Below are 26292 nucleotides of genomic sequence, written 5' to 3' on the forward strand. Positions count from 1 at the left end.
CTAAATGGAAAAAGAAAATATTAATAAAAATATATCTAAAGATCCATCTAACGGATGGATACAAAGGTTAAAAGAAGAGAGTTGGGAAGCTGAATTACTGGTTTCTGCTATCGCTATTTTCGGAACTTTTAAGCTTTTTGATATTGTTAGTTGGGCAACCAATTTTTTTATTGATGTGTTAAATCCTAATCAATATTTTATAGCTTATTTCATTGTAACTTTTGGTCTTTTGGCGGTAAGTATGTTAGCAGCAATGTTTGTAATACACTTTGTTTTACGAGCTTATTGGATAGGTTTGGTAGGGTTGAATTCTGTTTTCCCTGATTACAGTATTGAGGATAGTGTGTATTCTAAAATTTACACAAAAAAAATATTAGAAGTCTTACCAAAGTTAAAAGAATCAATACAAAAAACAGATGAGCTATGTAGCGTAATTTTTTCAGCAGCATTTACATTGTTGTTTATGTACGCATATATGTCTCTTTTAGCAAGTGTTTATTTGTTTGTATATAACCTTTTATCAAAATATATAGCTTCATATATTTTATTAATCCCTGCAGGCTTTTTTACGTTTTGCTTATTCCTGCAAATGATCATAACACTTATTTCTAATTTAAAAGTAAATAAAGAAAAAGAGAAAATACAAACAATCACTTTTAAAATAAATAAGTTTGTTTCAATGTTAACTTTCGGACCATTATATAAATCAATTTTACAAATAACAATGATTTTCGGTTCTAATTTTAAAAAGAAGAAATCGTTGGTATATCTAGTTTTATCATTTGTTTTTGTAGGTTTATTTTTAACAATGAATCAAATAATAAAAACAAATATATTTTATTTAGTATCTCATCAAAAATATTTTAATACAACGAAGGTTTATGCAAGTTTTTATAAAGACGAAAATAAAACAAATACGTTTTTATTAACACCAGAAATAGAATCAGACAAAGTAACTTCGGATGTTTTAAAGATTTTTATCCCTGTTTTTAGTTATGAAAAAAACGTAAGAACTCAACTGTGTGGTACTTTAGAAAAAGAGGATGATAAATCATTTGAGTTGGCAAGAGAAGAAATGGATGCCTTTACTTTAAATTGTTATAAAGAGTATTATCATATTTATATAGATAATGAAAAAATTACAGCAGATTTTCTGCGGCAACATGGACATTCTAGAACTAAACAAGCAGGAATTATTTCTTATTTAGATATTTCGAACTTAAAAAAAGGAATACATACTATTAAAGTAATGAAAGAGCTTAAAAATTCGGAAACCTTGAAATGGAAAATTAAGTTTTACAAAGTAACAAACAACTAATCTCATTTTTTAAAAAAAGTAAAGTTGATATTTTAATGAAATTATTAAAAAAAATCATACCAATTTTAGAGTGGTTACCAAACTACAAAAAATCTCAACTTAGAGGTGATGTTGTAGCAGGTATAACTGTAGCAACGGTTTTAATTCCGCAAGGAATTGCTTATGCATTAATTGCAGGTTTACCACCTATTTATGGTTTATATGCTGCTTTGGTACCGCAATTAATGTATGCAATTTTTGGTTCGTCTCGCCAAGTAGCAATTGGTCCAGTAGCAATGGATTCTTTAATTGTAGCTACAGGAGTTTCAACATTGGCCTTAATGGGTTCAGAAAGTTACATTGCTATTGCTATTTTATTGGCATTAATGGTGGGTGGTATTCAGCTTTTAATGGGACTTTTTCGTTTAGGTTTTATTGTTAATTTTTTATCAAGACCTGTAATAGTAGGATTTACATCTGCGGTAGCATTAATTATAGGGTTAAATCAATTTAGAAACTTATTAGGAGTAGATTTTTTACAGAGCGATCAGGTACATATTCTTATTGAAGATATCTTTAAAAGAGTTTCATATTTTAATACCAACACAGCGGTAATCGGAATTATTGCATGTATTATAATTATGATTTTTAGAAAGATCAATAAAAAAATACCCAATGCTTTAATAGTTGTAGTAATAGGGATATTGGTAATTCGTTTTTCTAAAGATTATTTTATAGATGTAGCAATTGTAAAAGGGATTCCATCTGGATTACCAGGTTTTAGTATTCCGGTTATAGATATCGCATTAATAAGAGAATTATTACCAATAGCAATAACCTTAGTTATGGTTGGGTATTTAGAAATTATATCGATAGGAAAAACATTAGAAGCAAAGCAAGATGAATATAGAATAAGACCAAATCAAGAACTTATAGCTTTAGGTTTAAGCAATGTTGTAGGTTCGTTATTTCAATCCTATCCATCAACATCAAGCTTTTCTCGTTCGGCAATTAATGAAGAAGCAGGTGGTAAAACAGGTATATCAGCAATTGTATCGGTACTAATAGTTGTACTCACATTGCTTTTCTTGACACCAGTATTTTATCATTTACCAAAAACAATATTGGCCGCTATTATCATAGTAGCTGTATTTAATTTAATAAATATAAAAGAAGCTAAACGACTTTGGACAGCTAATAATTTAGATTTTTGGTTGTTGATAGCAACATTTTTAGCGACTATCTTTTTTGGTATTGAATACGGTATTTTAATAGGTGTAAGCTTGTCTTTAGTAATCTTAATTTTTAGAACATCACGACCTTATGTAATAGAATTAGGAAAGGTGCCAAACTCTGATTTTTACAGAAATAAAAACAGATTTAAAGATGTAATTATTGATGATAAAATTTTAGTATTTCGTTTTGATGCACAATTGTTTTATGCCAACTCAAATTATTTTCATGAAAAACTAGATGAAATGGTCGGGGAAAAAGGAAAATTATTAAAATTAATTGTCTTAGATGCCGAAAGTATTAATAGAGTTGATAGTACCGGAGTAGAAATGCTTAAAGAGCGTATAAAATATTACAATAAAAGAAACATTGCATTTTATTTTGCAGGAGTAAAAGGACCCGTTAGAGACGCTTTTTTTAGAGGAGGTCTTTTAGAAGTGGCAAGTATAGATCACTTTTTTATGCGTGCCAATGGCGCAGTAAATTTTTTTAAAACAGGAGATAATAAAAATCAAAAAAAATACGCACAGTATATACATCAAGCGTACGAATAAATAAGATTATGAATATAGAGCAAATTTATACAGGTTGTTTAGCACAAGGAGCATATTATATAGAAAGTAATGGAGAAATAGCAATTATAGATCCGTTACGCGAAGTAGCACCTTACATAAAAAAAGCAGCAGAAGCTAACGGGAATATTAAATATATTTTTGAAACTCATTTTCATGCAGATTTTGTAAGTGGCCACGTAACCTTAGCAGAAAAAACAGGAGCAACAATTGTATACGGTCCAACGGCTAAAACAAATTACAAATCTCATATAGCAACCGATGGGGAAGTTTTTAAAGTAGGTAATATTACCATTACAGCAATGCACACACCAGGGCATACGATGGAAAGTACTTCGTATTTATTAAAAGATGAAAACGGGAAAAACCACGCAGTTTTTAGTGGAGATACCTTATTTTTAGGTGATGTTGGGCGTCCAGATTTAGCGCAGAAAGGAACACTTACTCAAGATGATTTAGCGGGACTTTTATATGACAGCTTACGCACAAAAATAATGACTTTAGAGGATGACGTTATTGTATATCCTGCACACGGAGCAGGTTCTGCTTGTGGAAAAAACTTAAGTAAAGAAACGGTAGGATCTATTGGTGATCAAAAGAAAACCAATTATGCTTTAAGAGCAGATATGACTAAGGCAGAATTCATAAAAGAAGTAACGGATGGTTTAGCACCACCACCGGCTTATTTTCCTTTAAATGTAAAGATGAATAAAGAAGGATATGAATCAATAGATGAAGTTATTAAAAAAGGAGCGATAGCATTATCTGCTGAAGATTTTGAAAAAGTAAGTAATTCAACAGATGCCATCATTTTAGATGTACGCCATCAATTCGATTTTGTAAAAGGATTTATACCGCAATCAATTTTTATTGGTTTAGGAGGAACGTTTGCTCCTTGGGTTGGTGCTTTAATTAAAGATGTAACTCAGCCAATTTTATTAATAACGCCTTTAGGAGAAGAAAAAACAGCAATTACACGTTTATCTCGCGTAGGTTTTGATAATGTATTAGGGTATTTAGAAGGTGGTTTTGAGACTTGGCAAAAATCAGGAAAAGAAATAGATACTTTACGTTCTGTATCGGCAAATGATCTAGAGGAAGCGATAAACAACAAAGCAAAAGTTTTTGATGCCCGAAAACCAGGGGAATATGCAAACGAACATATTATCGATGTGCCAAGTACGCCATTAGATTTTTTAAATGACTATATATCTGAATTTCCAAAAAAGGAAAATTTTTATATTCATTGTGCCGGTGGTTATCGTTCGGTAATAGCAGCGTCTATTTTAAAGTCTAGAGGATATCATAATGTAATTGATGTAGCAGGTGGTTATGGAGCCATCAAAAAAACAACAATCAATAGAACGGCCAATGTTTGTCCGTCAACATTAAAATAAAACGACATGAAAAAAAATATTCTTTATTTAGGATTAATTTTAACGATAATAATGTCTTGTGCTTCAAAAGAAGATGGAGTGAAAGATATTACTATTAACGATTTACAAGTTGTATTAAAGAACAATGAAAATGTTCAGCTAGTAGATGTTCGTACGCCAGAAGAATGGGTAGAAGGGACTATTAAAAATGCGATAGAAATAAATGTAACAGGTAGTGATTTTGAAAAAAAGGCATTGGCTAAATTAGATAAAACAAAACCAGTATATATCTATTGCCGATCAGGAGGTAGATCTAAAATAGCATCAGAGTTATTATTAAAAAAAGGATTTCAACCATATAATGTTTTAGGCGGTTATAAAGCATGGGAAAAAGAAATAGTTAAAAAATAATAATTTCATAGTACTTATAAAAAGTATATCAAAAACGAGCTTCTAGCTCGTTTTTTGGTTTTTATAACTATTAAATAAGTTAAAAGTTTCGAGTATATTGCTTTAAGTAAAACAGCATTACTGTTAAATTTATCACAAACAATATTTCGTGTTTAATGTTTGCTTATATTTGTTAAACAAAATAAATAAATTATGAAACCACTTTTCTTAAAATTAATCTTGTTAACGTCTGTCTTATTAGTGTCTTTTACGCCAAATAGTCAAGAGTTTCAAGGACAAGCCTTTTATTTTTCTAAATCTAAAATGGAACTTGGTAGTTGGGGAGCTCGAATGAGTGAAGCTCAAAAGAAACAAATACAAGCACGATTAAAGAATCGGTTAGAGAAAAGATATGTGCTTAATTTTAATAAAGAGAAATCGATATTTTTAGAGGAAGATAAGTTAGATGCAATTTCTGGAGCAACAGATTCTTGGGGTAAGAACTTTACGCAAGGAGATCAATATAAAAACATAAAGGAAAATGCTTTAGTGCAAAGTCAAGAGTTTTATGGAAAGCAATTTTTAGTAAAAGATCAGTTACAAGTTATAAAATGGAAAATGGGTAAGGAGTCAAAGCAAATAGGACAGTATTTATGTTTTAAAGCTACAGCCTTAATACCAACCAAAGAACTTACTTGGTTTAATTTTTCATGGGCAGATTTAAGATCTTCTTCTACTAAAAAGACAGATTCTTTAGACGTTAAATCAGCAGAGCCAGCAATAGAAATGACAGCTGTTGAAGCTTGGTATACTCCAAAAATACCAGTAAGTCATGGTCCGGGAGAATACTGGGGTTTACCGGGTCTTATTTTAGAAGTAAGCGCAGGTAATACAACATTATTGTGTTCTAAAATTGTAATGAATCCACAAGATAAAATAGAAATAGAAGCGCCTAGTAAAGGAAAAGAAATAACTAAAAATGATTATCAGGCAACAATTAAAGGTAAAATGATTGAGATGCGTAACAATCGAGGAAGAAGAAGAAATTAATATCCTTTAGAAAAATATCTTAATTAAATATAACCAATACCATATAATCATGAAAAAAGCACTTTCTGTTGCCTTGTTTTTTTTAGTTAGTATTTCATTTTCGCAAATTAAACTCGAAGGTGTTGTTAAAGATAGTTTAAACGTGTCTTTAGATTTAGCCAATGTGATTGCTATAAATGAAGAAACAAGTGTTTTAGAAGCATACGGTATTACAGATGAGAAAGGAAAATATAAGTTAAGTTTAGGTAAAAACGGAACCTATAAGATTCAAATTAGTTATATAGGTATGAAAACCTTTGAAGAGGTTATATCAACTAAAGAAGATGATTTAAATAGAGATTTTATACTCTTATCAGATAATACGCTAGATGAAGTAGAAATTACCTACGAAATGCCTGTTACAGTAAAAGGTGATACTTTAATTTATAATGCAGATTCTTTTAAAAACGGAACAGAACGAAAGTTAGAAGATGTACTCGAAAAATTACCAGGTGTAGAGATTAATGAAAATGGGCAAATAGAAGTAGAAGGTAAGGTTGTAAATAAATTAATGGTAAATGGTAAGGATTTTTTTGATGGCGATACAAAGCTAGCAACCAAAAATATACCATCTAAGGCTGTAGATAAGATTGAGGTTTTACGTAATTACTCTGAAGTAGGTCAATTAAGAGCCGTAAGTAACAATCAGAACAATGTAGCTTTAAATATAAAGTTAAAAGAAGGGAAAGAGAATTTTTGGTTTGGTAATGTAACTGTAGGCGGCGGATCTTCACCCGATAAAGAACTTTACTTAGTGCAACCTAAGCTTTTTTATTACAATCCGGAATATAGTATTAACTTTATTGGAGACCTTAATAATATAGGTGAACTAGCTTTAACTCGTAGAGATATTAGAGGTTTTGGTGGCGGTTTTAGAGCGCCAAGTAGTAGCAGCGGAACAAGTATTAATTTAGGATATAACAGCCTTAATTTTTTAACAAATCAGGCAAATACTTTACAAGTAGATAATAAATTAGCTACAGGAAATTTTAGTTATTCACCAAAAAAGACACTAGATCTTAGTGGGTTTTTAATTTACAATAGTAGTCGTATACTTTCTAAAGAAACAAGTTTTGTGCAATACACAAATCCTGATTTAGGTATTCCTGATGAGGAAACCACTCAGAATGGTACTGAGCGCTCTAATCAAGGTTTGTTAAAATTAAGCGCGTCTTATAAGCCGAACATGAACAATCAATTAGAATACGATATTATAGCTCGTGTATCTAGCGACACACAAGATCAACGTATTTTTTCATCAGTATTAGGCAACACAAATCAACTAGAAGAAGTAACACCTTTTAGCATCAATCAAAAAATAAATTATTATTATACGCTTAACGAAACCAACATTTTTGCTTTCGAGGCGCAGCATTTAATTAAGAATGAAGATCCTTTTTACAATGCTGTTTTAGGTAATGACCCAAATGGAGAGGATCCTTTTGATACAACAGCAGATGCTTTAGGTTTAGACACATCATTAAATACTTATGATTTAGGGCAGAATAGGCGTATAAAATCGAATCAACTAGATGCTAAATTAGATTACTTTAATATTTTAAATACAAAAAGTAACCTTAACCTTACATTAGGAACAATTATAAGTAAACAGGAATTTAATTCTTCAATATTTCAGTTTTTAAACGATGGATCTAAATTTGTGCCTACGCCGAATTTTAATGACGGAAAAGCATCTAACGATATAACATATAATTTTAGTGATATTTATTTAGGTGTACACTATCGATTAAAAGCAGGTAAATTTACAATAACACCAGGTTTTTCTTTGCATGCATACGGAAACGAAAACGTACAGTTCGGAGAAACGTATGAAGATAACTTTTTTAGAGTTTTGCCTGATTTCGAAACTCGAATTCAGTTTAAGAAAAGTGAGTCTTTAACTTTGCGATATGAAATGCGAAATCAGTTTACAGATGTTACAAGATTAGCAGAAGGTTTGGTATTAAATAACTATAATAGTATTCAATTTGGTGAGCCAGATTTGCAAAATGCATTATCGCATAATGTGAGTTTATTTTACAGTAGCTTTAATCTTTTTAATTATACGAATGTTTTTGCCAGAGCGGCATATTCTAGCAATATAGATCAGGTAAGAAGTTTAACAAATTTTGAAAATGTTATACGAACAAGTACTTTTTTTAATTCGAATTTTGCAGATGAAAATGTTAATGTATTTGGACGCGTACAACGAACTTTTGGTAAAATAAGAGCAAGCTTAAATGCAAGTTTTAATTACAGCAAAATAAATCAATTAATACAGGGAACTCAGTCGTTAAATAAGGGTTATACACAAAGTTATACGCCAGGTGTAAGAACTAATTATAGAGAAGCACCAAATGTAAGTTTAAGATACCGTTATAGTATTACAAATAATGACCAAGGAAGCAGAAGTACTACATTTACAACCAATGCACCTTCAATAGAATTTGATGCTTATATTAAAAAAAGAATCACATTTAAAACCAATTATACCTATACAAATCAAGATTTAGGCAACGGTAATTCGCAATCTTTTCAGAACTGGGATGCTACTTTATCGTATAGAAAGGATAGAGATGCAAAATGGGAGTATGAAATTAAAGCTACAAACCTTTTAAATATTGATTCTCAAGTAAGAAATAGCGCTAACAATCTTTCTGTTTTTAGTTCAGAAACATTTATACAACCGCGATTTGTAACATTTAGGTTTGTGTATACTTTGTAGTTTTTGGGATGATTTTATAAGTTTAAATAAAAGTATTTTATACTAAAAATAGGGCTATTAGTTTCATTTAAGATGCTAATAGCCCTATTTTTTTATGTTTACTTGTAATTACTTATGTTTAGGCCTGTATTGGTAAATTTAACATCAACATAAGCTCTTATATCAGTATGAAATAAAATTATTACAGCTGAATAGATCTAATATTGAAAAAATAAATTATCAAAAATTAGAGAACTCTAATTTTGTAGCTACCATTCAAATAGTTCAGAAGATAAATAACGATCACCACGATCACATATTATGGTAACAATTACACCTTCCTTTAGTTCGCTGGCAAGTCTTAGGGCTGCAGTTGTAGCACCACCGCTGCTCATACCTGCAAAAATACCTTCTTCTTTAGCTAATCTTCTCGACATTAAAATTGCTTCTTCTCTACTTACTTCAAAAACGCTATCGACTTTAGAAGCATCGAAAATTTTTGGTAGATATTCTTTAGACCATTTGCGTATACCAGGAATTTTTGATCCTTCGGTTGGTTGCACACCAACAATTTGAATAGCTTCATTTTTTTCTTTTAAATAGGTAGAAGTACCCATAATAGTTCCTGTAGTTCCCATAGAAGATACAAAGTGAGTTACTTCTCCGTTAGTATCTCTCCATATCTCTGGTCCAGTAGTTTTATAATGAGCTTTCCAGTTATCTTCATTCGCAAATTGATTGAAAGAATAAAAACCTTCATCTTTTACCTTATTTTCTGCGTAATCACGAGCACCTTCAATACCATCGGGATGTAAGGTAACCTTGGCACCATAAGCTTTCATGGTTTGAACTCGCTCTTTAGTAGCTGTTTCGGGCATTACCAATTCAATATCGAGGTTAAATATACCTGCAATCATAGCTAAAGCAATACCTGTGTTGCCACTAGTAGCTTCTATTAATTTTGTAGAGGTGCTTATTTTTTTAGAATCTAAAGCTGTTTTAATCATGTTGTAGGCAGCGCGGTCTTTTACACTTCCCCCCGGATTGTTGCCTTCTAATTTAAAATATAATTTTACATTCGGATTAGAATTTAAAGCTATTGATTCTACTATTGGTGTGTTACCAATTTGATTTATTAGTGTTTTACTCATTATTTCATAGGAATTATTTCAATTAGAGGATTATGTGTCACAATAGAATTTTTTGCGACAGAACTTGTAACCCAAGCGTTACCCCCGATAATACTATTTTGCCCAATGACAGTATTTCCTCCTAGGATCGTGGCATTTGCGTAAATAATTACGTTATCTTCAATTGTTGGGTGTCTTTTACTATTTATAAGTCCTTTTTTTACCTTAAGTGCACCAAGCGTAACTCCTTGAAATATTTTAACATTATTATGTATGATAACTGTTTCGCCAATAACCACTCCAGTACCGTGATCTATAAAAAATGATTCACCTATAGTTGCACCTGGATGAATATCAATTCCAGTTAGTTGATGAGCATATTCCGTCATAAGCCTAGGTATTAAAGGAAGGCCTAAACGGTTAAATTCTTTAGCCATTCTAAAGATTGAAATGGCAAAAAAACCAGGATATGCTAGATATACTTCGTTAAGAGATTTAGCAGCAGGATCATTATTAAAAATAGCTTCTGCATCTTTTTTTAGATTACAAAATAAGTTTGGAATGCCTTTAATAAAATCGTTCCAAGTTTTACAGGGCTTACCTTTAATTTCTGGGCAAGCAATATCTCTTATTTTTATAAATAACGCTTTTAAATCAATTAATGATTTTTCGGTGTCAGTTTCACTATCAAAAAACGTATTAAACATTAATTGTGTAAAGCGTTGTGACTCTGCTTTTAGTGTAGATGATATTTTAATAGCTGCTTTTTGGCTATTAATAACTTCAATTAAACGTGTATGGTCCATGATATTCAAAACTTTATTACAAAGTTCAGTCATTATTTTTAATAATCTTTAAGATAAAAATTATTTTTCAGACTCAATCTATAAATATTAGTTGATTATCTCAATAAGGTAATTTATTTAGGTTTACACCCAAGTATAAACAATGGTAAAAAGAAATTAGTAATCAAAAAAACCTGAGTTATAACTCAGGTTTTTTTTGTGATTCAATAAATTTAAGTTTTTTAAAACTTTAAAGTAACACCTACTAAAAAGTTAATAGTTGCCTGCGGATAATACCCTTGTGCTTCTTGTGTAGTTCCAGGAGTAGACCAATCATCTAAATAAATATAACCTCTATCTACATATTCTTTGTTAAAAACATTGTTTACCAAACCTGTAAATACAATTGATTTAAAAATTGATGCTGTTTTTAATTCATACATCACATTTAAATCACTTGTGTAATAGCTATCTAATTTTGATGCTTTTGTATCCGTATTACTTAAGTATTGCTCTCCAACAAATTTTGTTAAAAAAGCTACCTGAAAATTATCAGAAGGTTGATAGGTAAATGCGTTACCAGCAACAATATTTGGTGAATTTGCAATAGTAGTATTTCCTAATTCTTGTAAAGATCCGTCTCTATTAGTAAAGAAATCCACGTTTTTGTTTTTACTTACAGCAATGTTTTGACGAACAGAAAACTGCTCTGTTAAACGAATGTCAGCATCAATTTCTAAACCTAATCTATAACTGTTACCGCTTGTACCACGTAAAGGGTCTCCAGTATCATCAATTTCACCAGTTAATACTAACTGATTCTGATAGTCCATAAAGTATACGTTCGTGTTTAATTTAACTAAGTCATTTTTTAAACGCCAACCTAATTCGTAGTCATTTAAACTTTCCGAAGTATTTACTCCCGCTTTAAAATCGCTTCTATTTGGTTCTCTATTTGCTTTTGCAAAAGATGCGTAAAAACTATTTTGGTCATTTAGTTTGTAAGTTAAACCTACTTTTGGATTAAAGAATTTAAAATTTTCATCAACATTTAAAGGTTTTCTTTTTGAGGTTAATCCGTTTGTTTTATAAGAAATAAAACGTCCTTGTAAATCGATAAAAGTTCTAAGTTTTTCGGTAATGTTAAAAGACACTTTAGAGAAAACACTAAAGTCGTTTTTAGTTGATTTTCCGTCATAGTATCGGTCTCTAATATTGGTATTTGCAGCTAAATCGCTACCCCAAATAAGTTCACCGTAATGATCGTTTTTAAAGTTACTAAAAGAACCTCCCGATATAATTTCTAAACCTTTATTTTTATAAGTAGCATTAAAATTACCAACATAAAAATGATTGTCTAACCAACGACGAACAATAACATCACTACCATCAACAATTAAGTTATTATAATCTTCAGCATCTCTACCGTCTTTAAATTGCTCGAAATAACCTTTACCACGTGTATAGTTTAAACCAAGGTTGGTGGTCCAATTATTAGTTAATTTTTCGTTCCAATGTAATTGATAATGGTCTTGTTGATAGTTGTCAACCTCGTTATCGTAGGTTAACGGATTCTGTCTTCTATCTTCTTTTAATTGTTGTGCCGAAATTCCGTCCCAAGCTTGGTACGTTTCTTCTTTTCCTCCAAAAGCTAAAGCTTTAATTAACGTATTTTCATCCGTATAACTACCTTGTAAAAAGTACGATTTTAAACCAGTAGAAGCTCTATCTATATATCCATCAGAATAAATGTTAGATACACGTCCTGCAAATTCAAAGTGTTTGTTTAGTTTTCCTGTCGTAAATTTTACTGTGTGCTTTCTTGTGTTAAAAGAACCAAAAGAATTAGAAATTTCTCCACCAGCTTTTTTGGCACTAGCATCTGTAAGAATATTTAAACTTGCACCAAAAGCACCCGAACCATTGGTTGAGGTACCAACACCACGTTGTAATTGTAAACTTTGTGTAGATGAAGCAAAATCGCCTAAATTTACCCAAAAAGTTCCTTGACTTTCGGCATCGTTATACGGAATTCCATTTATCGTAACATTTACTCTTGTAGCATCAGACCCACGAACGCTCATGTAGGTATAACCTACACCAGCACCAGCATCTGAAGAAGAAACAACGTTTGGTAAATAGTTTAATAAAACAGGAATGTCTTGACCTAAATTACGTTTCGAAATTTCTTTTTTAGATAAGTTAGAGTGTGTTACAGGTGCATCAGCTTGTACACGCACTGCAGAAACTAATACTTCTTCTAAAAGAGTAGCATCAGAAGTTAATTGAAAGGTAATATTTTGATCTTTTAAAACAGCTATGTTTTTAACTAAAGTTTTAAAACCTACAAAAGAAATTTCAACACCATATGTTCCTTTTTCTAGTTTTAATTTAAAGTTTCCGTCAAAATCGGTAGCGGTTCCTTTTTTTAATTCTTTTACAGCAATGGTAGCACCTACAAGCGCTTCTTGATTATTGTTAACTACTTTACCCGTTATAATAAAGTTTTGTGCATTTACTGTTATAGCAGTAAATAATACGATTAAAAAAGCTACAGCTTTCATTTGTTTACTAAAAGACATCGGTCTCATTTTTTTATAAAATAAAATCGAATAAAAAGAGGTAATTATTCCTTGTTATTGTTGAATAATTGATTGCTTACGTTATTGTGAGGGTAGCGAAAATATCTTTTACATAAAGATTACGTTACCTGGTTCACAACAGTTTGTTTTACAAAATGGCGATTATCGCCTCCCTAAACAGCATTACCTGTTCTAGGTTCATTGGGTATGATCTCAGCCGATATAGGCACCCCTTTACGAGAACGTGGCAAAGGTAAAGCGAATTTTATAATTGAAAACAAAAGAATAGATAATTTTAAGTGTAATGTTAAGGTTGGTAAAAAGTAGTTAACATAAAGCATTTAAAAGTATAGCAATATTTTTTTGAAGCTATTTCCTGCTTTCTCTACTCGCTTTTTTCGTGCCTCAAAAGAGCTCAAACAAACCGTTCAATCAGGGCTAAGATTTTTGCGAAGTATTTAGCTGTTTAATCGAGTTTTGGTTTCTTTCTCAAAGTTTTTTTAACGGAGGTTCTTTTTTTGTTCTCAGCTTTTCTTAAAACAGATCCTCTACTTGGTTTCGTAGTCCTTCTTATTTTAGGTCTTTTTAAGCCTTGGGTAATTAGCGCTAAAAAACGTTTTATAGCAAGGTCTTTATTTCTGTGTTGAGAACGTGTTTCATCAGAAAATAATATTAAAACATGTTCTTTGGTAAGTCGAGAAGCCAGTTTTTTAAGGAGTGTTTCTTTTTGCCTTTCAGATAATTGATTAGAATTAGCAAGATCAAAAGTTAATTCGACTTTAGACGATACTTTATTTACATGTTGTCCGCCCGCACCAGAGCTTCTTATGGCTTTAAATTTTAGTTCTTTAACAAGTTCGTGCGTATTCATAATTATAAAGAAGGTTTGTTTAAAGTAGTAGAAAAAGAATACAGATTTTCTTTTTTAGAAAGTAGTCCGTCAATAATTTCAATTGCTTTTTTTAATCGCGTCTCTTTACCTCCTTTTAATAAAACGTACGGCCGATTGTATTTTTTTAAGGTGTTTTCAAAAGCAGTAAACATTTCTAAACGTTCGCCTGGTTTATCACGTAAATCATCAGCTTCCCAAGGAGTATCAATATAAGTTAAGAAATAAATATCGTAAGAGTTTTCAATAGCAGCTTCATCGAGTATAGGATCTACAAAACCACCATAATATTCTTCTGAATATACTTTTGTTTCGAGTAAGTCGGTGTCGCAAATTAAAACTTTATCCGCTTTTAGCGATAAATCGTTTTCTAGTTTTATTTGTCCTTCGGCAATTGGTATTATGTCTTTTTGTTCACAAATTTTACGCTCGTTATTCCATTTGTCTTGCAAATACTCGCGCGCAAATTCTGGTGTCCAAACGGTATTGTAATAACGTGCTAATTGCCCAGAAAGCGTTGTCTTACCTGTGCTTTCAGGTCCGAATAAAACAACCTTTACAAGGTTGCTGTTTTTTTGTTTAAGCTTTTTTTCCATGCTAAATAACCGCTAACGGCAATAAAGGTAAAAATTAAATATTGAAAACTTGTAAACGTAAAGCCTTTGTAAAAATAAAGAGGCACAGAGATAATATCTCCGATAATCCAATAAATCCAATTTTCAATTTTACGTTTCGCCATCAACCACATTCCTACAAAGAAAGTAGCGGTAGTAAAAGTATCTACATAAGCTGTCCAATTGTTCCATTTATCAAAATAAGTATATACAGCAAATACAAAAATTAGAGTTGAAAAAAAGATAAAAACACTAGTTTTCTTTTCTTTTGTAGTTGTTCTTGAAATAGGAGTAACATGAGTTGCATCTACATTACGAGTCCAAATATACCAACCGTAAATACTCATGATAAAATAGTAGCCATTTATCATCATATCGCCTAATAGTTGCCATTTTAATAACAGATACACAAAAATAGCGGTGCTAATCATTCCGGTAGGAAATACCCAAATTTTATTCTGTTTAGAGAACCAAACAGATAAAAAACCAAAAATTACGGCAATAACTTCTAAGCAAATATCTGAGGTCGAGTAAGTTGTGTACTGATTAAAAAGAAAATCAAAAACTTGGTTCATAGTCGCTACGGTCAGATTTTACAATTTTCATAAATAAGATTCCGCTATCGATTAATTCGAAGGAGTTTTTTAATTCTGTAGTAACCACTTGCATTACGGTATCGTAATCACCATATACTTGTGTGCTTAAAGGATTTTCAAGTACAGTTAAGCCAGAAGCTCTTAGTTTTTTTATAAAATTGATAATTGGTTCTTCAAATTTATTTTGAAGTGGCGTTAAGGTAAGTTCTACGGATATTTTCATACAATGTTTTTGTAAAATGTAATCTAAAAGATTAAAAGCAAAAATAATAAGAATTATTAACTTAGTTTTGCTGATTAGTATTTTTAGTTCTTAACTTAAGGAACTAAGGGTGTTAATTTATAAAAAAGACGCAATGACAGTAAAAAAAACAATAAAAAGAATTTCGATAATCTTCATTATTCTTTTCTCGATACTAATGCTTGTTATAGGAATAGGAGTGAATTTTATTTTTACTCCAACGAAAGTTACTCCACAAATAATTGAACTTTTAAATGAAAATGTAAATGGTAAAATAGCGTGTGAAGAAATAGAGCCAGTGTTTTTTTCAACATTTCCATATTTCTCAATTAATATGAGAAATGGAAGTATAAGGAGTAATAAAATAATTTTAGAAAAAAATATTCACTTAAATAAAAACGATACGTTAGTAAAGTTTGAGCATTGTCAAATTACTTTTAATTTGATGAGGTTGTTGACGAAGAAAGGCATTGATATAAAGAAGATTAGTTTTAAAAAACCTGAAATTTATGCTTTTGTAGATGGTAAAGGAAAAGCGAATTGGAACATTCTTAAAGAGAGTAAAGAAACGGTGCCAAAAGATTCAACGACAACTGATGTATCTAAATATTTAAAAACTTTTAATATTGATAAGTTACAAATTGAAAAAGCAAACTTGCATTATGAAGATTCTTTAACCCAGGCTTTAGTTACAGTTTCTGATTTTAACTTAGATTTAAGTATACGTAAAAATAAGGAAGGTTTAGTTTTTGGTGTAGATGCTAATGGTAAAAAAATTAGTTTTATTAAAGATGATAAGTTGTTTTTAAGTAGGCTAAATTTAAATATTAAAACCCAATTAAACTATGTGAAAAACACAAATAAAATTCATGTAAATGAAAGTTTATTAAATGCAAACGGTATTGAATTTATTGCAGGTGGAGATTTAAAAATAGACCGCGTTAATAAGAAGATAGATACAGATTTACAATTAGAATTAAATGTACCGTCGTTAAAAACCATAATAGCACTTGTTCCTAAAAGTGTTTTGCAGAATAAAAGTGACTTAATTACATATGGGGCAGTTGTACTTAATGCAAATGTAAAAGGAGCCTACGGTAAAGATATTTTTCCAGATATATATACTTCCTTAAAAATTAATAATGGCGCATTTAAATTTAGAAAATTTCCAGGAGAAATTGATGTCTTTAAAACCTCCGCTAACGCTTTTATAAATTTTAACACGCCTTCAAAATCTTATGTAAATATTAAAGATTTACAAATAAAAGGAACAGGAATTGATTTGAATGTAAATGGTGAAATTAAAAACCTGATTAACAACCCTGCAATAGATATTAAGGTTAAAAGTAAAGTAGATTTTAATATTTTAAAAGAAACCTTCCCTATAAATAAGGATATTGAAGCAAGTGGTATTGCGAATATTAATCTTAGTACCACTTTTACAAAAAATGCAATTATAAATCAAGATTACAAAAGTATTAATGCTTTTGGTACATTAGAATTAAATGAGGTATTAATAGATCATAAAACAGCAGATTTTGTATTCAAATCACAAAAAACGAATATCGTTTTCGGTAAAAATAACAATGCAAAACAAGAAAGCAATTTAACAGGAGACATTGCTTTTAAAGATTTAATTTTTAAATATAAAAAAAAGCATAGCATCAAATTAGAAGCGTTAAACCTGGGTTTAGACACGCAAGAAATATCTCCTAAAAACAAGGTATTGAATGCTAATATTTCACTTAAAAACTTAGATTATGCTTTTGGTGATAGCATAAAAGGAATTATTAAAAAATCGAAAGCGAAAATTAGTTTTAAATCTACTAAGTATAAAAAGAGACCATTAACAATATCTAACTTTACTATTGATAGTGCGGCTATTTGGGGTTACAAGCGTTTTATAGGAATTAAGCAAGGTAAATATCAGCTTACATTTGAAAATGACGAGAATAAAAAATGGCAACCTAAAGGTGCTGTAGAGTTTGATGCATTGTACGTTTACACGCCTAAATTCCCTTTGTTATTGCATATGAAACACTCTAAAGTATCTATAAAAAACGATGAGTTACAATTGAATAATGCTAAGTTTATATTTGGAAAATCGGATGCTACCTTAACAGGAAGCTTCTCTAACTTTATCGCTTCCATTCAAAACAAAAAAAAGATTAAAGCGGTGTTAAATTTTGAAGCTGATTTTATTGATACCAATGAGATCATGAATTTACTAAATAATATAGATTTAAGTAAGGCTAGTGCCGATAATCTTCCTAAAAAAGATACCGTTTCTACAGCAAAAAAAGTTGCTTTCGTAGTACCCAAAAACATCGATTTTAAATTTAATACAAATATTAAAAAAGTAAAATGGGGAGAGAATAATTTTACAGATATTTATGGGTTAATGACCGTAAAAGAAGGAGAAATTAACCTGCATGATTTAAAATTAACCACATTACAATCGCAACTACAAACATCTATAGCTTATAAAGCGGAAACAATTAAGGAAGCTAAAATTGAATTCGATTTTAATTTATATAATGTGCAAATGCATAATTTGGTAAAGATTGTGCCAACGCTAGATTCATTGTTTCCGATGTCGAAATCTTTTGAAGGAAAAGTAGATTTTAGAATGAAAGGAAAAGCAAACCTAAATAATAATATGGAGGTCGTTATACCTTCTGTTAAAAGTATTGCAGCATTAAAAGCAAAGAATCTTATTGTTTTTGATGGTCCTACTTTTAGGGATTTAGCCAAAACACTTATGTTTAAAAATAAACAGACAACACCTGTTAGTAGTTTACAGGTAGAGATGCAAGTAGAAAATAGTAAGCTTAAAATTTATCCTGCAGAAATAATAATCGATCGTTATAGGTTGGCAGTAGGAGGTACGCAAAATTTAGATATGACATATAATTATCATGTATCAATCTTAAAATCGCCAGTGCCATTTAAAGCAGGTGTTGATATTTCAGGGAATTTTGATGATTATAATATCGATATTACCAGAGCAAAATATAAATATTATTTTACAGAAAAAGAGCGTCTAATAAGAAAAGCAGATACTACTATTGTTAATAAGAAATTAGAAATTAAAAAAGAGTTGGGTTTTTAAAAAAAAATCTAGACCCCTTACGTTCTTAATAGTTTTTTTAAAAACCATTTAAACTAAAGTCTATTAAGAATGTAAGAATTTTTTTTTAACTAGCATACACACAAGTAAAACCTTCGGTTTCTAAAAAGTAAATTTTATATTCATCGGTAACACCTTCGTATAAAATTTTACCAGAAGTTTCGTTTGTTTCAAAAGAGAAATCTTCAATGTAAATATTGTCTAAAAAGAGTAATTTTTTCTTTCCGTAAATTTTATACAAACTCTCTTTGGCTCCCCAAACAACGGTTAGTTTACTCACTAAAGCTTCGTGGTTTGCAATCGATTTATATTCTTCAATCGGCGTAAATTTATGGGCTATTTTTAAGATTTTATCTCGTTGTTTTTCAATATCGATACCTACGGGTTTGTCATCAGAAATTATAATACCCGAAAAAGTAAAAGAATGTGTGATCGAAATAAATTTACCGTCTTTTAAATGCGGTTTTCCGTATTCATCATATACTAAGTCTGCATCAGTATAGCCAAACTTATTTAGTAAGTGACGAACGCTTAAAAAACCCCTACGGTGTAAATCCGATTTCATGTTGTTAACACGATCTTTACTACTCTGAGTAAGTTCAATGCCTTCAGATAAATTTTCAAAAGATTCTTCAATCTTCCAAATCAATACTTTAGTGGTTTCGTTTACCGTTAATGTTTTGTGAACAGGCATATTTTAGAAAGTTATTTCGTAATTTTGCGACTTAGAAATTTAGATATATAAATATACATAAATATGAGCACAAAAAACGCTACATACGTTCCTTTTAAAGTTAAAGATATCACTTTAGCTGATTGGGGAAGGAAAGAAATTTTATTGGCAGAAGCTGAAATGCCAGGATTAATGAGTTTACGTGAAGAATATAAAGATGAGCAACCATTAAAAGGAGCTAGAATTGCAGGATGTTTACACATGACAATTCAAACTGCTGTTTTAATAGAAACTTTACAAGCTTTAGGTGCTGAGGTAACTTGGAGTTCTTGTAATATTTTTTCTACACAAGATCAGGCTGCTGCTGCAATTGCTGCTACAGGAACACCTGTATATGCTTGGAAAGATATGACAGAAGAAGAATTTGACTGGTGTATCGAACAAACTTTATTCTTTGGTGAAGATAAAAAACCATTGAATTTAATTTTAGATGATGGTGGAGATTTAACAAATATGGTATTAGATCGTTATCCTGAATTAGCTGCGGGAATTAACGGATTATCAGAAGAAACTACTACAGGAGTTCACAGATTGTATGACAGAGTAAAGGCAGGAACTTTACCAATGCCAGCAATTAACGTAAACGATTCTGTAACTAAATCTAAATTTGATAACAAATACGGATGTAAAGAATCTGCAGTTGATGCAATTCGTCGTGCAACTGATATTATGTTAGCAGGTAAACGTGTTACAGTTTGTGGTTATGGTGATGTAGGTAAAGGTACAGCTGCTTCTTTTAAAGGTGCAGGTTCTATCGTTACAGTTACAGAAATTGATCCTATTTGTGCTTTACAAGCTGCAATGGACGGTTTTGAAGTTAAAAGATTAGAAACTGTTGTTGGTAATTCTGATATTATTATTACAACTACTGGTAACAAAGACATTATTCAAGGACGTCATTTCGAAGCAATGAAAGACAAAGTTATTGTTTGTAACATTGGGCACTTCGATAACGAAATTGATATGGCTTGGTTAAATAAAAACCATGGTAATACAAAAGACACTATCAAACCTCAGGTTGATAAATATAACATCAACGGAAACGATATTATTTTATTAGCAGAAGGACGTTTAGTAAACTTAGGTTGTGCAACTGGTCACCCAAGTTTTGTAATGAGTAACTCATTTACAAACCAAACTTTAGCACAAATCGAACTTTGGAAAAACAAAGATGCTTACGAAAATGATGTATACATGTTACCTAAGCATTTAGATGAAAAAGTAGCAAAATTACACTTAGCTAAAATAGGAGTAGAGCTTACAGAATTACGTTCTGAGCAAGCATCTTATATTGGTGTAACTGTTGAAGGGCCTTATAAGCCAGAACACTACAGATACTAAATTTTATTATTCTAAAATTGTCACCTTGAGCGCAGTCGAAAGGTTGTTTTAGAATTTTATCATACATAAACTTAAAACCCTTGCATTAATTTGTAAGGGTTTTTCTTTGGCGTTTTCACAGGCTATCCGCTATATTTTTTCTAATATATGTTCTCGATACAATTCTTTTCATTCTTCAAAAAATCACTCGAACACACATTAAAAAAGGATGTCGCTGCTATCCTTAACGCAGCTTTAGGTTCACAACAATAATTTATTATAACTCCATTTTGTTTCTTGTCACCTTGAGCGCAGTCGAAAGGTTGTGTTTTAATTGTTTTGGTATTATAGCTAATAATGTTGAATTTCGGAGCTATTCTATTTTAAGAAGAAGATTACTTCGTTTCTCTCGTAATGACGTTTGTTTAAGAAGTATAAATAGGTTTTATACCTAGTCTTAGTATAAAATTACATTTTCAGAGATTTTGCTATTTTGTAATGGTCATTGCGAAGTTTATTTTTTTAAACTGTGGCAATCTATCTCTAATAATAAGATTACTTCGGTTTTCTCGTAATGACGTTTTATTAAGAGTTATAGAGAAAGGTTTTAGTTCTTGTCTTTAAACACAAATATGTTTTTTTATAGCGTCATTCTGAATTTATTTCAGAATCACATCTAATAAGTTAACTCATTATTGATAAACTAGAGTAACTAATTGTTTTAAAATTAAATATATTAAAATACCTAGCCCCGATTGAAGTATTTGTTTGAGCTCCTCGAAGAGAGCGAGTGCGGAAAGCGGGAATTGGCTTCAAAAAAAAATCCTACAACTAAGTTGCAGGATTTTTTATATAAGTTTTAAACTTGAATTATATCTTTAAAGAATTAAATAATTCAATTAGCCTTGGACTAGAAGGCCTAGGTGCATTTGCATCTACAATATTACCTTGTGGGTCGATTAAGATAAAACGCGGTATGCTATTTACTTTATAGGCACCAGCAAAGCTTTTATCTCTTTTAGAATACAATTGAATTCCGGTTAAGTTTTTGTCAGCTACCATTTTTTTCCAAGTTTCGTAATCTCTTTCACTATCAACAGAAATACTTACAAATTCGATGTCTTTACCATGGTATTGCTTTTCTACTTTTTGTAAAAAAGGAATTTCTTGTTTACAAGGATTACACCAAGTTGCCCACATATCAATATAAACATATTTACCTTTTAAATCATCTAAAGAAGTTGTACCTCCTTTAAAATTTTCGTAATCAACAAACTTAGGTGACTCAATTCCTTTTGCTAGTTTAGTAGCTAAATATAACTTGTCGGCATGTGTTTTGTTTAAGTAATTTGTTAAACCTGTAATGTTTTGTTTTTGGGAAGCAACAAAAGTAGAATCTAATTTAGTATCTGCTATTCTTTTGTTAAAATCAGCAGTGTAATTATTTACTTTCGTATCAAACTTATCTTTTGGTAATGTAAATAAATCTTTATCATTTAAAAGGTTTTCTTGCAATAGTGATGTTTTTGCTAAGAAATTACTTTCATCAGAGCCTTCACCTGTATAAGTAACAGTTTCATCAAATTCTTTTGAGTCAATTGTCATGTTAACATTTGCACCGTTTTTTAAATATAGAGTCGTTGACTCCTGACCGTCAAATAGACGATAAAAACCATCTTTAAGGTTCAGCGTGTCTTTAAAAGCGCCGTTTTCGTTAACCTTAATTACTCTACTAAATTTTAATTGAGGATTAGAAATAACGATAGAATCAGAATTTTGATTTGTTATTTTTCCAGAAAAAGTAACAAAATTATTTGATTCTTTTTTACAAGAAATTATAGCAATGGCAATTGCCATTAAATAAACTATTTTTTTCATTGGTTTGATCTATTTAATTGTTTTTTATAAGTTACTAAATTACTGATTTTTCTGTACAAACACGATGTTTTAACTTTTTATCCCAACCAGCCTTCTCTATCTAAACTTCGATATTGAATTGCTTCTGTTAGATGATCAGATTTTATATTTATAGATGCATCAATATCTGCAATTGTACGTGCTACTTTTAAAATTCGATCATAAGCTCTTGCAGATAAATTTAGTTTTTCCATAGCCCTTTTTAGTAAATTTTTACTTTCGGTGGATAGTTTACAAAACTCACGAATTTGTTTTACATTCATCTGGGCGTTGTAATGTACAGTATCCGAATTACTAAAACGTGCTGTTTGTATTTCACGAGTTTTTGTTACTCGTTTTCTTATTTCTACACTAGGTTCTCCTTTTCTTTCTTCTGATAATTTATCAAACGGAACTGGAGTTACTTCAATATGTATATCAATTCGATCTAATAAGGGTCCGGATATTTTACTTAAATAGCGCTGCATTTCTGCAGGCGAAGATGTCATTGGTGAGCTAGGATCGTTAAAAAAACCAGATGGACTAGGATTCATACTAGCAACCAACATAAAACTACTTGGATAGTTTACTGTAAATTTAGCTCTTGATATTGTTACTTCTCTGTCTTCTAAAGGTTGTCGCATTACTTCTAAAACTCCGCGTTTAAACTCTGGTAATTCATCTAAAAATAAAACACCATTATGAGCTAAGGAAATTTCACCCGGTTGAGGTAAGTTATTTCCACCACCAATTAAAGCGATATCCGAGCAGCTGTGGTGTGGAGATCTAAAAGGACGACTAAACTGTAATCCCGAATTTTTTATTTTACCAACAACAGAATGTATTTTGGTAGTTTCTAACGCTTCTTGCAATGTCATTGGTGGCAATATGGAAGGGAGTCTTTTTGCTAACATTGTTTTTCCTGCTCCTGGCGGACCAATTAAAATAATGTTATGTCCGCCAGAGGCAGCTATTTCCATACAGCGTTTTATACTTTCTTGTCCCTTTACATCAGAAAAATCAAACTCAGGAAAATCAATATGCTTGAAAAATTCTGCACGAGTATCAACTATTGTAGGCGTTATTAATTCTTTATTTTCTAAGTGATTAATAACTTGCATAATATTATCAACCGCTAGTACATTTAAATCATTAACGATTGCAGCTTCTTTTGCGTTTTCTTTTGGTAGTATAAAATGTTTGTAACCTTCTTCTCTAGCTTTAATAGCAATTGGTAAAGCCCCTTTAATGGGTTGCAGACTTCCGTCTAAAGAAAGTTCTCCCATTATAATGTACTCGTTAATGTTTGTGGTTTTAATTTGATTAGAAGCAGCAAGAATACCAACAGCTAAGGTTAAGTCGTAAGCGGCGCCTTCTTTACGAATATCGGCAGGGGCCATATTTATAATTATTTTTTTCCCGGGAAGCTTAAATCCATTATTATTAAATGCTGCAGAAATACGATATGAGCTTTCGCGAACTGCATTGTCTGGTAAACCTACCAAATGATAACCTACTCCTTTATCTATATTAACCTCTATAGTTATAGTTGTGGCTTCAATACCAAAAACAGCAGATCCATAGGTTTTTATTAGCATAACTTTCTCTTTCTGTTAAAGATAGCTAAAATTATTATCTTTTTTTAATTATAGATTGTGATGTTATTACTAGTTAGTCTAACAAAAAAACACCTCTTTATTAAAGAGGTGTTTTTTAAATATATATTGTAATGGATTAGTTATTGTTAAAATTATCTAATCCTGTTTTTAACCAGTTATAGTATGATGTATGATCTGTATATTGTTGAGGTGAGTTTAAAAGCTCTAAATTTGGGCTCATTAATATATAAAATGGTTGAGATGCTGTTTTAAAGTTAGCAACTTGTAAAGTAGCCCATTTATCACCATAAGTTCTAATTCTTTTTACTTTACCATTTGGTTTAATAAAATCGAATTGTTCTTCTTCAGGTAATTGTCTTTCGTGATCATCAACATATAAAGATATTAAAACATAATCATCACTAATTAAAGAATAGATTTCTGGTTTAACCCAAATATTTTCTTCCATTTTACGACAGTTAACACATGCCCATCCTGTAAAATCTAATAATACTGGTTTGTTAACTGATTTTGCATAAGCAATACCTTCTTCAAAATCTTTAAAACAATTTAATCCTAAAGGACATTTGTTGTCTTTTTTGTAAATACTATGAAATTGAGGTGGAGCAAACCCACTTAATAGAGCATTTTGATTCCATACCGGTTTTTCCATTACACCAGGAGCTAAGTATATAGCTAAAGCTAAAGAACCCATTCCTAATAATACTCTAAAGAAAGTAATTTTACCGTACTTTTTACCTATGAAACCGAATAAATATAATGCAGTTAATAATGATATAAAAGCCCAAATACCGATAAATACTTCTCTTTTTAATAAATCCCAGTGACCTACTAAATCGGCGTTTGATAAGAATTTAAAAGCAAAAGCTAATTCTAAGAAACCTAAAAATACTTTTACAGTATTTAACCAGCCTCCCGATTTTGGTAAAGAATTTAACCATTTAGGGAACATTGCAAATAAAGCAAAAGGTAATGCTAAAGCTGCTCCAAAACCAATCATACCTGCTGATAATTGCATCGCACCACCATCACTTCCTAAAGAGCCTGCTAATAATGACCCTAAAATAGGTCCTGTACAAGAAAAAGAAACAATAGCTAAAGTTAAAGCCATAAAGAATATACCAATAATTCCTCCTATACTAGAGGCGCTATCTGCTTTATTACTCCATGAGCTAGGTAGTGTTAATTCGTAAAATCCGAAGAATGAACCTGCAAAGAATATTAATACAGTAAAGAAAAATAAATTCAACCACATATTTGTTGAAATACTATTTAAAATCTCAGGATCTAAAGTATCTAAGTAGTGAAAAGGTAAGCTTAATAAACCGTATATTAACACAATAAAGAAACCATATAGAATAGCACTACGAATCCCTTTTCCTTTTTTCTCATTATGCTTAGTAAAGTAAGATACCGTTAAAGGTACCATAGGGAAAACACAAGGAGTTAAAAAAGCAAGTAAACCTCCAACAAATCCTAGTAAGAATATGTTAAGTAAACTATCTCCGTCTTCTTCAGAAGATTTTTGAGTTGTGCTTTTTAATAAAGCAGTGTTTTTTAAGTTTAGGTTTAAAGATTGCGCTAAAGATTGACTCTTGTCATCAACTTCAACAACAGTTTGTACAACTTCTTCTCCAATTAATGAAAAAGTAAAATCTTCATCAAAAGGCAGACAATATTCTTTACAAACTTGTGCATCTAAATTAAGTGTTATTTGTGTTAAGCTAGCATCAGAAACTGTAATTCTTTGTACTAACCTACCTTCATCTACGAAGAATATTTCATCTTTCCCCCAAATTTCACTAAATTCAGTTTCAGTATCACCTTCTTTTGCTTTTCCGTTAAGAGTGTAACCTGTTTGTCCTTCAGCTGGAGAAATTGACATTGGTAAAGAAGCATCTTCTGGGTTGTACTGTGAGTATAAATGCCAGTCTTCTGCAATTTCAATATCGAAAATTAAGTCGTATTCTGTATCCGAAATTTTTTCAACGGTAGGTGTTACCACAATAGGATTGTCATCAGATTGGGAAAATACCGTTAAACCGATGAATAATAAAAATAGAGTAAAGAATTTTTTCATTCGAGTTAGTTTATAA

At 30.8% G+C, this 26292-nt stretch carries 19 protein-coding genes; 8 read left to right on the forward strand and 11 right to left on the reverse strand.

Annotated features, from left to right (window positions below; all coding sequences use genetic code 11):
* Positions 1-4: 4 nt before the first annotated feature.
* The 6 genes from P2G10_RS04725 (at position 5) to P2G10_RS04750 (ending at position 8682) form a co-directional block, all read left to right on the forward strand.
* On the forward strand, positions 5-1318 hold the full coding sequence (locus P2G10_RS04725) for a hypothetical protein (protein WP_275315408.1): 1314 nt from the start codon (positions 5-7) through the stop codon (positions 1316-1318).
* A gap of 35 nt (positions 1319-1353) precedes the next feature.
* A complete protein-coding gene (locus P2G10_RS04730) occupies positions 1354-3084 on the forward strand; it encodes a SulP family inorganic anion transporter (protein ID WP_275315410.1) in 1731 nt (576 codons plus the stop codon).
* Between the two features lie 8 nt (positions 3085-3092).
* Complete coding sequence (locus tag P2G10_RS04735) at positions 3093-4499, forward strand: MBL fold metallo-hydrolase (protein ID WP_275315411.1); 1407 nt, start codon at positions 3093-3095, stop codon at positions 4497-4499.
* Between the two features lie 6 nt (positions 4500-4505).
* The gene (locus tag P2G10_RS04740) at positions 4506-4889 is read left to right on the forward strand and encodes a rhodanese-like domain-containing protein (protein ID WP_275315412.1); all 384 of its coding nucleotides are present in this window, start codon (positions 4506-4508) and stop codon (positions 4887-4889) included.
* 192 nt (positions 4890-5081) lie between these two features.
* Positions 5082-5918: a GLPGLI family protein gene (locus P2G10_RS04745; protein WP_275315414.1), complete on the forward strand. Its 837-nt coding sequence runs from the start codon at positions 5082-5084 to the stop codon at positions 5916-5918.
* A gap of 49 nt (positions 5919-5967) precedes the next feature.
* Entirely contained in the window at positions 5968-8682 is a 2715-nt protein-coding gene (locus P2G10_RS04750) for a carboxypeptidase-like regulatory domain-containing protein (protein WP_275315416.1), read from the forward strand.
* Positions 8683-8930: 248 nt separating this feature from the next.
* On the opposite strand, the gene cysM is transcribed toward P2G10_RS04750, so the two are convergent.
* The 7 genes from cysM to P2G10_RS04785 all read right to left on the reverse strand — a co-directional run bounded on the left by cysM (position 8931) and on the right by P2G10_RS04785 (position 15480).
* The gene (gene cysM / locus P2G10_RS04755) at positions 8931-9812 is read right to left on the reverse strand and encodes a cysteine synthase CysM (protein WP_275315417.1); all 882 of its coding nucleotides are present in this window, start codon (positions 9810-9812) and stop codon (positions 8931-8933) included.
* Positions 9812-10597 (reverse strand): serine O-acetyltransferase EpsC, encoded by a 786-nt coding sequence (gene epsC / locus P2G10_RS04760; protein ID WP_275315418.1) that lies wholly within the window; start codon positions 10595-10597, stop codon positions 9812-9814. Before epsC ends, cysM begins: the two co-directional genes overlap by 1 nt.
* A gap of 221 nt (positions 10598-10818) precedes the next feature.
* A complete protein-coding gene (locus tag P2G10_RS04765) occupies positions 10819-13140 on the reverse strand; it encodes a TonB-dependent receptor (protein ID WP_275315512.1) in 2322 nt (773 codons plus the stop codon).
* 484 nt (positions 13141-13624) lie between these two features.
* The gene (gene arfB / locus P2G10_RS04770; protein ID WP_275315420.1) at positions 13625-14029 is read right to left on the reverse strand and encodes an alternative ribosome rescue aminoacyl-tRNA hydrolase ArfB; all 405 of its coding nucleotides are present in this window, start codon (positions 14027-14029) and stop codon (positions 13625-13627) included.
* Positions 14030-14031: 2 nt separating this feature from the next.
* Positions 14032-14643: an ATP-binding protein gene (locus P2G10_RS04775; protein ID WP_275315421.1), complete on the reverse strand. Its 612-nt coding sequence runs from the start codon at positions 14641-14643 to the stop codon at positions 14032-14034.
* Positions 14604-15236, reverse strand: coding sequence for a nicotinamide riboside transporter PnuC (gene pnuC / locus P2G10_RS04780; RefSeq protein WP_275315422.1), 633 nt, complete (start codon positions 15234-15236; stop codon positions 14604-14606). Before pnuC ends, P2G10_RS04775 begins: the two co-directional genes overlap by 40 nt.
* On the reverse strand, positions 15220-15480 hold the full coding sequence (locus P2G10_RS04785) for a thiamine-binding protein (protein ID WP_218772129.1): 261 nt from the start codon (positions 15478-15480) through the stop codon (positions 15220-15222). Before P2G10_RS04785 ends, pnuC begins: the two co-directional genes overlap by 17 nt.
* 133 nt (positions 15481-15613) lie before the next feature.
* Between P2G10_RS04785 and P2G10_RS04790 the strand changes: the two genes are divergently transcribed.
* On the forward strand, positions 15614-18610 hold the full coding sequence (locus P2G10_RS04790) for an AsmA family protein (RefSeq protein WP_275315424.1): 2997 nt from the start codon (positions 15614-15616) through the stop codon (positions 18608-18610).
* 85 nt (positions 18611-18695) lie between these two features.
* Here the strand turns inward: P2G10_RS04790 and P2G10_RS04795 are convergent, their stop codons facing one another.
* Entirely contained in the window at positions 18696-19322 is a 627-nt protein-coding gene (locus P2G10_RS04795) for a 4'-phosphopantetheinyl transferase family protein (RefSeq protein ID WP_275315426.1), read from the reverse strand.
* 63 nt (positions 19323-19385) lie between these two features.
* Between P2G10_RS04795 and ahcY the strand changes: the two genes are divergently transcribed.
* A complete protein-coding gene (gene ahcY, locus P2G10_RS04800) occupies positions 19386-20702 on the forward strand; it encodes an adenosylhomocysteinase (protein WP_218772131.1) in 1317 nt (438 codons plus the stop codon).
* 849 nt (positions 20703-21551) lie between these two features.
* Here the strand turns inward: ahcY and P2G10_RS04805 are convergent.
* The 3 genes from P2G10_RS04805 to P2G10_RS04815 all read right to left on the reverse strand — a co-directional run bounded on the left by P2G10_RS04805 (position 21552) and on the right by P2G10_RS04815 (position 26276).
* Positions 21552-22559 (reverse strand): TlpA family protein disulfide reductase, encoded by a 1008-nt coding sequence (locus P2G10_RS04805; RefSeq protein WP_275315428.1) that lies wholly within the window; start codon positions 22557-22559, stop codon positions 21552-21554.
* Positions 22560-22636: 77 nt separating this feature from the next.
* The gene (locus P2G10_RS04810; RefSeq protein WP_275315430.1) at positions 22637-24175 is read right to left on the reverse strand and encodes a YifB family Mg chelatase-like AAA ATPase; all 1539 of its coding nucleotides are present in this window, start codon (positions 24173-24175) and stop codon (positions 22637-22639) included.
* Between the two features lie 136 nt (positions 24176-24311).
* Positions 24312-26276: a protein-disulfide reductase DsbD family protein gene (locus P2G10_RS04815; RefSeq protein WP_218772134.1), complete on the reverse strand. Its 1965-nt coding sequence runs from the start codon at positions 26274-26276 to the stop codon at positions 24312-24314.
* Positions 26277-26292: the final 16 nt, after the last annotated feature.

Origin of the sequence: Tenacibaculum bernardetii, assembly GCF_029125915.1 — a bacterium.
In the GTDB taxonomy this organism is placed as follows: Bacteria; Bacteroidota; Bacteroidia; order Flavobacteriales; family Flavobacteriaceae; genus Polaribacter; species Polaribacter bernardetii.

What these genes read in the sequence shown, in the direction of transcription:
- ahcY (WP_218772131.1), top strand. Translation starts at nt 19,386, where the DNA reads ATGAGCACAAAAAACGCTACATACGTTCCTTTTAAAGTTAAAGATATC.
- P2G10_RS04785 (WP_218772129.1), bottom strand. Translation starts at nt 15,480, where the DNA reads ATGAAAATATCCGTAGAACTTACCTTAACGCCACTTCAAAATAAATTT.
- P2G10_RS04775 (WP_275315421.1), bottom strand. Translation starts at nt 14,643, where the DNA reads ATGGAAAAAAAGCTTAAACAAAAAAACAGCAACCTTGTAAAGGTTGTT.
- P2G10_RS04750 (WP_275315416.1), top strand. Translation starts at nt 5,968, where the DNA reads ATGAAAAAAGCACTTTCTGTTGCCTTGTTTTTTTTAGTTAGTATTTCA.
- P2G10_RS04730 (WP_275315410.1), top strand. Translation starts at nt 1,354, where the DNA reads ATGAAATTATTAAAAAAAATCATACCAATTTTAGAGTGGTTACCAAAC.
- P2G10_RS04805 (WP_275315428.1), bottom strand. Translation starts at nt 22,559, where the DNA reads ATGAAAAAAATAGTTTATTTAATGGCAATTGCCATTGCTATAATTTCT.
- cysM (WP_275315417.1), bottom strand. Translation starts at nt 9,812, where the DNA reads ATGAGTAAAACACTAATAAATCAAATTGGTAACACACCAATAGTAGAA.
- epsC (WP_275315418.1), bottom strand. Translation starts at nt 10,597, where the DNA reads ATGGACCATACACGTTTAATTGAAGTTATTAATAGCCAAAAAGCAGCT.
- P2G10_RS04795 (WP_275315426.1), bottom strand. Translation starts at nt 19,322, where the DNA reads ATGCCTGTTCACAAAACATTAACGGTAAACGAAACCACTAAAGTATTG.
- P2G10_RS04790 (WP_275315424.1), top strand. Translation starts at nt 15,614, where the DNA reads ATGACAGTAAAAAAAACAATAAAAAGAATTTCGATAATCTTCATTATT.
- P2G10_RS04745 (WP_275315414.1), top strand. Translation starts at nt 5,082, where the DNA reads ATGAAACCACTTTTCTTAAAATTAATCTTGTTAACGTCTGTCTTATTA.
- P2G10_RS04815 (WP_218772134.1), bottom strand. Translation starts at nt 26,276, where the DNA reads ATGAAAAAATTCTTTACTCTATTTTTATTATTCATCGGTTTAACGGTA.
- arfB (WP_275315420.1), bottom strand. Translation starts at nt 14,029, where the DNA reads ATGAATACGCACGAACTTGTTAAAGAACTAAAATTTAAAGCCATAAGA.
- P2G10_RS04810 (WP_275315430.1), bottom strand. Translation starts at nt 24,175, where the DNA reads ATGCTAATAAAAACCTATGGATCTGCTGTTTTTGGTATTGAAGCCACA.
- P2G10_RS04725 (WP_275315408.1), top strand. Translation starts at nt 5, where the DNA reads ATGGAAAAAGAAAATATTAATAAAAATATATCTAAAGATCCATCTAAC.
- P2G10_RS04735 (WP_275315411.1), top strand. Translation starts at nt 3,093, where the DNA reads ATGAATATAGAGCAAATTTATACAGGTTGTTTAGCACAAGGAGCATAT.
- P2G10_RS04765 (WP_275315512.1), bottom strand. Translation starts at nt 13,140, where the DNA reads ATGAAAGCTGTAGCTTTTTTAATCGTATTATTTACTGCTATAACAGTA.
- pnuC (WP_275315422.1), bottom strand. Translation starts at nt 15,236, where the DNA reads ATGAACCAAGTTTTTGATTTTCTTTTTAATCAGTACACAACTTACTCG.
- P2G10_RS04740 (WP_275315412.1), top strand. Translation starts at nt 4,506, where the DNA reads ATGAAAAAAAATATTCTTTATTTAGGATTAATTTTAACGATAATAATG.